The following is an 8,239-nucleotide window of genomic DNA, read 5'->3' as shown; positions in this document are numbered from 1 at the left end:
CCCCTCCACGTAATAGTGTAACATCCATGTGTATACATGGTCTTTTTCACACTGTCTACCTAAAGGGGATAATATCAATAATTGGGCTTTTATTTTTCTGTAATAAATTGAAACTATAATTCGAACTTGTAGAAAGGAAGGCAGAATACCACTTCTAAGATACAAAATTAGAGTATTACACCAAATAATTAGTTATATAAATAATATAAATATTTCTCATTTTTTTACAAAATTTTCAGTTTTTTCTTACGAAACCGCATCACTATAGCATTCTATAGAAGTTTAATGTTAATTCAATTCTTTATATTCGGAATTTTCGGCAAAACGCGTATAGACCTGTTGTTATTTTTTCCCTATAATCAATCTGTAGTTTCAATATTCAATTTTCTGTAAATTCGCGCGAACCAGGAATTGTTTTAAAATATCTTTTACTAGGTAAAATAAAAACTACAAAAATCAATTATCATTTTATGGAAATAAGGTGATCTTTTGTTTGTTTGCAAAGAACATGTATTAAAAGTGATTCAAAATCTAAATGTACCGCATATTTGTGAAACAGACAAAAATATAAAATGTAGGTATTGTGACCATGCTTCTCAATATGAATTGTATATATTTGATTTCAGGAATATCTCAAAAAGATTAAGAATAATCAGTTGCCAATAATCTATATATTATTGGTCTATGTAAATAATCTTCCGATTTTTATTCTGAAAATAATACATAATCAGATGATTCGGTCACTTGTATTGCGATTTAGTAATGTTCACATTATAATTAAAGGGGAGAATAGTGAATATGGCATCTTATATCATTGGTAAATTAAACTTAAACGAGGAATTATTAAAGAAAGATTTAGCTACAATCGCGAGTTTTCCAGTTATTCCAGAAGAGTATGATGAATTTAGTTCAGGTTATTGGATGAACAACTCTTTATGGAATGCTTCAAATGATAAAAATGATACAATGTATCGTGATTTTGATCATGCAGCACAACAAACAGAGTATGGTAAGCAGTTACCTTACATTAACTCACTTCTTGAAGAATACTTCACTTTTGATAATTTAAAAATGGTTCGTACACGTAATTTAGTGGATGCAATGGTTATCCCACATAGAGATTTCGTTGAATTCTCTCATAGTACAAAGCAACGTTTCCGTGTCTTCTTAGCTTTAGAAGATAATAAAATGGCTTTCCATTCAGATGAGGAAGCAGTATTCCGTATCAGAAAAGGAGAAATTTGGTTCTTAGATGCAGCAATTGGACATGCAGCTGCTAATTTCTCTAAGGATAGCCGCGTTTTCCTTTGCCTGGACTATGTATTTGATAGTGATTTTGATCCATCTGATATCTTCAAAGATAAAAAGACATATAATCGTGATTTAGAAAGATTTATTGTCAAACGCGATAAATTAGATGAAACATTTGAAGAAGAGTTAATTACTTCACTATCTAAAGTAATTTCAAGAATTAATTTTAGAGATGTTGTATTCTTCTTATCGAAAATTCATTTTGAAAAAGATATCCCTGTTGCAAAATGCTATGATTGGCTAGATCAAATTGCAGAAAGAAGCGGTGATCAGGCAATTATTCAGAAAGCAAAACATTTACGTGAGTATATTATTGAACATCGTAATTTAGGTGAGCGCTTCAGTATGGATAACTGGAAAGAAGAAGTTACTGTTTGATTTTAGAACAAGTAAAGTAAGTTCTTTACATAAACAACCGATTTTATTTTAATAAAATCGGTTGTTTTACTATTTGTAATGTAGGAAAGGAAAATGGTTCATATGGAGATTTTAATCGGTATATTGTTTAGTATTTTATGGGCATCAGGTGCTATCGCCACAAAAATTGGTCTTTTATCTTCATCCCCTTTAATGTTTGCAACAACAAGGTTAATTAGTGCCGGTCTTATCATGTTTATCTTTACATATTTTATCAAATCTAACAGATGGCCTAAAGGAGTAGAGTGGAAACAGTTAGTTGTACTAGGTATATTGAATACCACTTTGTATGTAGGTTGCTGTTTCTTGTCACTAAAGTTGGTATCATCTAGTTTATTTAACTTATTTATCACAGTAAACCCATTTGTTGTTGCTTTGTTATCTTCTATGTTCTTAAGTAGAAAAGTAACAAAACAAGAATGGGCTGGTATGTGTATTGCCGCATTTGGCTTATTTATTGCCGTATATCCGTATTTAAAGGATACGCAAGCCACTGTATCAGGCATCATTATTCTTGCAATTGGCATGTTGTCTATGGGAATTGGGAGTGTATGTTTCACAAAATACGATATGAAGATTGATCGTCTAGTCATTAATACTTGGCAAATCATCTTTGGTAGTTTATTTGCAGTTCCTTTAAGTTTCTTATTAGATACAAATCCATATATTAATTTAGACATGAATTTTGCTATTGGTCTATTTTGGCAGGTTGTTATGACTTCGATAGTATCCATGTTACTATGGTTTTATTTATTAAAAAAAGATCCAATAAAAGCAAACAACTATCTATTCTTAACACCGATTTTTGGTTATTTACTAGCATGGTTAATACTTAAAGAAAGTATTACAATATACCATCTGTTTGGTGCAATTTTAGTAATTGGTGGTTTGTTAATCTCAGGAACCATGAATATTAAAGACTTACTACGGTCAAAAACAAGAAGTGAAAAACATAATTCTATTTAAAGTTGAAATATTTGACCGCTCAATTCAACTAAATATGTAGTGAATGCTCTTGGTAATTTCGACTGAAGTTATCTTGGGCATTTTTTTGAGTTTTCTTCCATTCTTTTTCAGAATGTATGTAAAAAAGCTACATACGTTATAAAAAAGGAGGGAACGGAATGAAAAGACTTTGGTTTGTCATTTTGTTTTTTATCACCATGCTTACAGGTTGTTCTGTAAAAGATGTAAATTGGTACCCGATATCACAAGAGGTCATGGCCACTACACCAAAAGAACTCCCATTTCCAATATCCTATCCTACTAAATTACCTTTCGAAGTAGATTCAATAACAGTTACAAATGAGAATGCAGAACATGTTACCGTTGTTTATTCAAGTAAAGACAATCAAAACTTAATTGTTGAAATAACAAGAGGAAAGGATGTTTTCCCACAAAAATCTTTACAAAAGATCAATGCATTTGATAAAACTCGTCAAGCATTTAATCATCAAAAAAATGAATCACATTATATATACTGGAATGAAAATGACGTACATTATCAAATTTATTCATCTAACGAAAATAAGAAACAATTAACAAATGATGAACTTTGTACAGTTCAAAAGTCTTTTTCGGTGAAATAGGAGTTACGTTTTTTTCATCGAGTTTTTTTAGATAACGTCAAGTATTGATAGTATCTTTTTAAAGATATTTTTGTTTTAAAACCTATTTTATTTACCAATTCATCTTCATTTATTCCTTGCTTAATTAGACGAAGAATAAACGTATTCCTCATCTGTTGTGCAGAAATACGTCTACCTAATTCTGCTCGTTTCACTTCCAGTCGAATCATCTTTTGTATAGCAACCTCAGACAAAGCCTTTGGTGCATCATTTTCGTAAACCCATCGATATGTACCTCGATTAAAATCAAATGCCACAAATAGGGGATTATCTGTGTGCTGTCGAGGTCTTACAGGTTCAGGGATAGTCGAATAATATTTGTAAAGCTGTTGTGTATCTTCAGCTGTTAAGAAGATGGATCTAGTAACTCCGTTTTCTCCTGGAACAATTAAAGTGTTCCTAGCAAACTGTATATGGTTCATATTAAGCGATACAAGCTCTTGTAAAGACAAACCATAGTTTACTATTAAATTAATTATACAAGCGTTTCTATCCATGATTAGAGGACGGTATTTAGCTTGTCTCTCTGTTAATCCCTTAGTTGATAGAACGGTTTGTTTTAAAAGTACTTCTTCCGATTCGGTAATAAAATCATTGTCATTTAGTGATTGATCCGGAATTAAAGAGAGATGAATATCATCTAATGGACTAACTATACCTAAAAACATGTGTAATTTCTTTAAAACCACCCATATCCTGTGCCTTGTTTTAAGCGAATATTCTCGTTTATTTTCTAACACTGAGAAATACGCTTGATAATCATCTACGGATATTTCATTCCATGATTTGATATGTAAAAGTAACTCATTTTCATTCAACCATCTATAAAAATCTTTAATATCGTATGCATAGCGTTGGATTGTAGAATGTTTTCGGCCTTTTTTACTTAAATATGTAGAGAAATCTTCTAAAGTTTTCTCTAAGCTAATTGTCTTGTTCAATATAATCACCTAATTTCTTTGGATATATTATAACAGAAAACAAGTGAAAGACCTGCTACCGCCCTTTGCTACGCACGGTTGCTGGCATATCCAAAAAGCAAACGGACAAACAACCCTTTGCTTTTTGGATATGTTGTTTATTAGTTATAAAGCCAGATAAATAGAGTTATCATAATACTCCAAAAAGGCACTACAAAAACTAATCCCCAAACAATCCCTTTAAAAAATCCAATCTCGTTATAGGTATTCATTTCTATGTAAGTTGTTTCTTTTAGTGTAGCCATGTGTAATCCTCCAATATAAATTGTTTATTAAAATGAAAAAAGGACAAACCTAGTCCTGGTAGGGATACGTAGGTTTGTCCTTTTGTATGAGGGTAATGATCTGTTTAATTACCATTATTATAACGCAATTTACAAATATTTTCAATTAGGTCGGACATCTTATTAACAATCATACTAGCTATATTAAAAATCTATTATAAATATATACCTTATATAAAAAAAGAAATAAAGATAAAACTATTATAGGTTATCAAAAACAGGGGAAATATCTACTCCCACAAGGGAAAATTTCATGTTAGAACCTAAAAAATCATAAATAGCAGAAAATGTATTCGTAAATTCAATGATTATTAGACGTTTAATTCTACAAAAAAACAGAAAGGAATTACTATATTTCTACATGAAATCAGAAAGAATTTGATACCAATCGCATTATATATATTCAACCCCGTAAATAAGAACTTTTTTACTTATTTTAGTAATCAGGTTAATTCTAACCGTCTAATTATCCACATTTTATTCAGATTAGGCTGCTATTTTTGAACATAACTCACTATTTACACATAACTCACATTTTTGTTGATGATTTTTATTAGATAAATACAACAACATTAGTAATAACAATGATTTTAGAAGGATTATATCCACATTGGATCATATTTGTCCTCATATCCACTATTTTTATAATTTTCCTTTTGATTTTTTGTAGGTATTATGGGATAGGTTTTAATACAGTAGAGGAATACACTCTAGTATTATGTGGAGAGTTATGCATTGATAGAATCAAAATTGTATAGAAGTGCATAAAAAAAGACTCCATTTTACATGAAGTTCTTTCGATTTAGTATTTATAAATAGAGTAGTAGGAAGGTGTTACTACTCAAATAAACACGAATAGCCCTCTACTTTTGTTTTTTTCAAAAATAGAGAGCTAGTTGCTATTATTTTATTTTCATTGCGGTTAGCACCTGATCAGGAGTGGTTATTGTTACACCAGCACGTACTAAACGTTCAAAGGTACGCATAAACTCTAGTAAATTAAACTGTTTTGGTAGCTCAATCACACGCAGCTGCTCTTGCGGTAGCTTATCAATTTCTTCAATAAACCATTCACGTACATCACTTGGAATTGTGCGTTCTTTATGGCCGCGTACTTTTAATTTTTCGCGCATTTCAATTTCTAAAGCAATATATGCATGGAGATTCACACCTTGATCATATGCATATTTTCTAAATAACGTTTCTTCCTGATATTTTAAATAATTACGGTGATAAGATTCTTCCGTCACAGGTACCGCAAATTTCTGCTTCAGTAGTGTATGCACATTCTTAAACATCTTCTTAATGTTGTGAAGAGAGTACATAGAATAATGTAAACCGAAATTAAAGACAGCTTGCTCACGGTCACTATTTCTCTCTTTTGGTATATGTTGCGCAATAAGAGGGTAGATACCTTCTTTCGCTGCAGCATCAAGGATTTGATATTGAGATGTTTGATGCAATAGTTTTTTCAATGTATATACAATTTTCGTTGGATATCCTTCTTTTCGATCAATCATGTCACGGAGTCCGCGAATTACACTGCGGATTTGACGATGACAAGTATGCTTTAATACATGAATGAACTTATTCATGTCTGCAGACAGTTCACCGATATTCATCTCCTGTAGAACTGCTTCTATAAACTTCGCCTTGCGAGCATAGGTAGTTTTTGGTGTAAATGGATCCCTGTGTTGCTCTTCTCCAGATTCTTTTGTACATAAAAAGTCCGAATGAATAGATAAATATAAGGTTGTATATCGTTTTGTATGCTTTACCCCTTTTTGCATTTTGCAAATTTTGAATAGGGGATTCCCCGTACATGGTAATGCCGTTGTTAATTCATCGATAACGGCACGGATTTGATGCGGATATTTTTTATGTAAGAAACGATACATCCCACCGAAGTGAGTTTTGTTGCCTCTTTCGTCCTGCTTGTCCAATGAACGCTTTAATGTTGTTTCCGTATGTTGTTGCATGGCAATGTCTAAGAATAGTTTCTTAGACGCTACAGATAGCTTAAAGAAAGCCTTTGTAAATACAACAGGACTAATATATACGTATGGATTTGCTTTTTCTGTTTCCTCATTCATAAAATGAGTCAGCTTGATTGTATATCGGCCATCTACTCCGTTTTCAATGGAGATAATGTTATGTAAGTTTAATTTCTTTAATGCAATATAGAATTGAGAGTGTTGGATATAAGCAAATTCTTCTTTATATTGCTTGTAATCTTCCCACATCATATGTATTGTTACATTTGGAATGACGCCGTTTGTATAGCATTTTTTATGTAGGTATAAGAACACTTCAAGATCTGCATTGGTAATACCGTATAATTTATGTTTTCTTCCTGTTTTTTCTGCAAGTGTAGACATTACGCGACGTGAAAAAGATGGCTTGGCTTTTTCGACAAAACCTTCTACATCCGCAATACGCTCTTCGTATGTCATGTGCTGCAGAATATCTTCTAAATATGTATCTTTGTAGCTGTAGTACTTCTCCTCAAATGTTTCCACAAACTTTTGCCAAGATTTTAGTGTTACTAAAACTGCGTTTGTTATTTTTCCATTTAGGCTACGTTGATTACGTATCACAAATGATTTCCCCATCTTTTTCACCTCCGTTCTACAAATTCAGAAATATATGTCAAAATACTATAAAATATACCAATTTTGATTATAGCAAAATGAAAAATGCTGAAACGTGCTCCTTTAAGAAGAAAAATAGCAACTTGCAACAGCTTATGAAGCTAGTCGTATCAAGGGTTAAGAGAATTTCTTAATTTTTTTTTGTGTTAAGGATACCGCAAACGTGTTGCAAGTTGATTATATGTATATGAATAAGCAGAAAAAGTATCTAACCCCTTGATATATAAGGGATTAGGGTGAAAATGATAGAGGAGTTAGGGAAAGGATACCGCAAACGTGTTGCAAGTTGATTAGCAGGATCATTAATAATGAATTGCAATGATTACCCTTGATATAGAAGGTTTTTGGGCACTTGTAGATTGAAAGTAGGGAAAGGATACCGCAAACAGTGTTGCATCTTGTGTAAAGAATAAGGGCATGAATACCGCAAACGTGTTGCAAGTTGGATGATATGTATATAAGTAAGTGGAAAAGTACCTAACCCCTTGGTATATAAGGGATTAGAGTGAAAATGGTAGGGGATTTAGGGAAAGGATACCGCAAACATGTTGCATTTTATGTATGTAACTTACTCAAAATATACGAAAAATAGCTTAAAAATTTTAAAATTACTAGGTTGAAAAATAAATTATACCGTTGCAAGTTGAAAGAAATAGGGAAAGGATACTGCAAACGTGTTGCAAGTTGATGAGTTAAGGAAAGCAAAGCGCAAAAGAAATGCAAGTAATGAAGAATAGGTAAAAGAAAGAGCAACCATGTTGCAAATTGAGGACTAAGGGAAAGCAAAGCGCAAAAGGAATGCAAGTAGAGAAGAAATAGGAAGAGAAAGAGCAACCATGTTGCAAATTGAGGACTAAAGGAAAGCAAAGCGCAAAAAAATGTAAGTAAAGAAGAATAGGTAAAAGAAAGAGCAACCATGTTGCAAATTGAGGACTAAGGGAAAGCAAAGCGCAAAAGGAATGCAAGTA

6 protein-coding genes are annotated in these 8,239 nt (G+C 32.0%); 3 read left to right on the top strand and 3 right to left on the bottom strand.

All coding sequences use genetic code 11. The features are described 5' to 3' along the window. Positions 1-798 precede the first annotated feature (798 nt). The 3 genes from PDQ33_RS21770 to PDQ33_RS21760 all read left to right on the top strand — a co-directional run bounded on the left by PDQ33_RS21770 (position 799) and on the right by PDQ33_RS21760 (position 3,317). Positions 799-1,689: an aspartyl/asparaginyl beta-hydroxylase domain-containing protein gene (locus PDQ33_RS21770; protein ID WP_000179385.1), complete on the top strand. Its 891-nt coding sequence runs from the start codon at positions 799-801 to the stop codon at positions 1,687-1,689. Positions 1,690-1,782: 93 nt separating this feature from the next. Continuing rightward, positions 1,783-2,694, top strand: coding sequence for a DMT family transporter (locus PDQ33_RS21765; RefSeq protein WP_000233488.1), 912 nt, complete (start codon positions 1,783-1,785; stop codon positions 2,692-2,694). A gap of 158 nt (positions 2,695-2,852) precedes the next feature. Next, a complete protein-coding gene (locus tag PDQ33_RS21760) occupies positions 2,853-3,317 on the top strand; it encodes a hypothetical protein (protein WP_000827039.1) in 465 nt (154 codons plus the stop codon). 14 nt (positions 3,318-3,331) lie between these two features. On the opposite strand, the gene PDQ33_RS21755 is transcribed toward PDQ33_RS21760, so the two are convergent. The 3 genes from PDQ33_RS21755 to PDQ33_RS21745 form a co-directional block, all read right to left on the bottom strand. Next, positions 3,332-4,306 (bottom strand): tyrosine-type recombinase/integrase, encoded by a 975-nt coding sequence (locus PDQ33_RS21755; RefSeq protein WP_002074054.1) that lies wholly within the window; start codon positions 4,304-4,306, stop codon positions 3,332-3,334. Positions 4,307-4,437: 131 nt separating this feature from the next. After that, entirely contained in the window at positions 4,438-4,581 is a 144-nt protein-coding gene (locus PDQ33_RS21750) for a hypothetical protein (RefSeq protein WP_000212568.1), read from the bottom strand. Positions 4,582-5,522: 941 nt separating this feature from the next. Beyond that, on the bottom strand, positions 5,523-7,232 hold the full coding sequence (locus PDQ33_RS21745; RefSeq protein ID WP_000520275.1) for a hypothetical protein: 1,710 nt from the start codon (positions 7,230-7,232) through the stop codon (positions 5,523-5,525). Between the last annotated feature and the right edge of the window lie 1,007 nt (positions 7,233-8,239).

The sequence above is a fragment of the Bacillus cereus group sp. Bc031 genome (genome assembly GCF_027716265.1).
GTDB lineage: Bacteria > Bacillota > Bacilli > Bacillales > Bacillaceae_G > Bacillus_A > Bacillus_A paranthracis.
Note: the sequence above shows the minus strand (reverse complement) of the source record. Positions and strands in the feature narration are given on the sequence as shown.

Excerpts from the sequence above, each read along its gene's own strand:
- PDQ33_RS21745 (WP_000520275.1), bottom strand. The coding sequence starts at position 7,232 with ATGGGGAAATCATTTGTGATACGTAATCAACGTAGCCTAAATGGAAAA.
- PDQ33_RS21770 (WP_000179385.1), top strand. The coding sequence starts at position 799 with ATGGCATCTTATATCATTGGTAAATTAAACTTAAACGAGGAATTATTA.
- PDQ33_RS21750 (WP_000212568.1), bottom strand. The coding sequence starts at position 4,581 with ATGGCTACACTAAAAGAAACAACTTACATAGAAATGAATACCTATAAC.
- PDQ33_RS21765 (WP_000233488.1), top strand. The coding sequence starts at position 1,783 with ATGGTTCATATGGAGATTTTAATCGGTATATTGTTTAGTATTTTATGG.
- PDQ33_RS21760 (WP_000827039.1), top strand. The coding sequence starts at position 2,853 with ATGAAAAGACTTTGGTTTGTCATTTTGTTTTTTATCACCATGCTTACA.